The organism is Lactobacillus sp. 23-2 (assembly GCF_044902225.1).
GTDB lineage: Bacteria > Bacillota > Bacilli > Lactobacillales > Lactobacillaceae > Lactobacillus > Lactobacillus absianus.
Map to the genome: position 1 here is coordinate 1 of NZ_JAOQBX010000053.1, position 1,515 is coordinate 1,515.

Annotated in this window: 1 protein-coding gene; it reads left to right on the forward strand. The window is 39.3% G+C overall.

Features of this window, described 5'->3' with window-relative positions; all coding sequences use genetic code 11:
* Window positions 1–109: 109 nt before the first annotated feature.
* On the forward strand, window positions 110–1,477 hold the full coding sequence (locus OCH80_RS10100; protein ID WP_206987841.1) for an ISL3 family transposase: 1,368 nt from the start codon (window positions 110–112) through the stop codon (window positions 1,475–1,477).
* Window positions 1,478–1,515: the final 38 nt, after the last annotated feature.

Genomic DNA, 1,515 nt, shown 5'->3' on the forward strand with positions numbered 1-1,515 from the left:
TAAGGTTCAGTATAAATTCGTGTGTAAATAGTAAAAATTAGACAACAAAAAAGAAGGGTTGTCCCTTACAATGTTAATAACCACAAAAACACGAGGGGCCCTTCTTACTATGAATTATACAGAACAGACAGTTTCTACTCAAGGCTTTGAATCTAACAAAGGCATCTTATTTTTCGAATCTGGCTTAACCGACTTTATTCAATTGGGTATGCCAATTCAAAATGAAGGTGAAAAAATCTTTGTTGGAAAATTAGCCGAGTGTGAACCTGGTTTCTGCCCCGACTGCTCAACGAAGCTAGTCAAGAATGGAACCCTTGTCACTACCCTTAGGCATATTCCTCTGGGACTAGAACATACTAAGATTAAGGTATCTTACGCACGTTTTCGTTGTCTCAATACTGATTGTAAATTTAATACCAGAAGTCAGTCTATTCCCTTTAAAGCCAATGGTTATCGAATTACCAAGGCTTTAAAAGAATGCACTGAGCGCCTACTAAGCGATGGATGCACTCTAAAACAAGTCGCTGAAATTACTGGCCTTGATAAAATGACAGTTAAGTCGATTCACAAGGAACTCCTATTATCTAAATTTACAATCGATGGAAAGACGCTCATTAAACCTGAAAGACAGGCAAGATACTTAGCCATAGATGAATTCAAACTGCACGATGGTTATAAATACGCCACTGTAATCATTGACTGGGAAACTGGGCACATTCTTTACTTAGCCCATGGCAAGAAGAAGGCCGTTGTTTATGAGTTTATGGATCATGTTGGCGATGAGTGGATGTCTAAGGTTGAAGCAGTTGCTTGTGACATGAACTCAGACTTTGAAGAAGCCTTTAAAGAGCGCTATCCCAAGCTAGACATTGTCTATGACCGCTTCCACATCATCAAGAATTTCAACGATAAAGTTGTTTCTGAAATCCGTAAGGATGAACAAAAGAGACTAGCTGAAGAAGGTACCCCAGAAGCAGCCAAATTGCTTAAGAACTCTCGTTATATCTTGATGTCTAAACGATCTACCCTAGTTCAAAAGGATGGAGATGCTCGACAAGGAAAGCTAGTATCTGTGCCTGGCGAAATCTTCAATAAGCCAGAGATTAGAGCTCATGGTGATAATGAGAGCTGGTATGACGATCTACTAGAGGAAAACAGATTGTTCTTCACAATAGACATCGTCAAAGACCTATTGGATCAGGCATATAGCTCAAATGATGAAGTGGAGATGTGCGTCAAACTCGAGTACATCATAGATATTTGTATCGAGACTGAGAATAGCCACTTTAAGTGGTTTGCCAGACTCTTACAGCGCCACCTGTCAGGAATCTATTCATTCGCTAAGTACAGGATATCTACGGGCAAATTAGAGGGTATTAACAACAAGATCAAAACTGAGAGACGCAAGGGTTATGGATATCCAGATGATGAATATTTCTTCTTGAGATTAATGGAATTATCTCGGAAGAAGCCTTAAGTCCCTTAGTTAATTTACACACGTTTTTATACAGAACC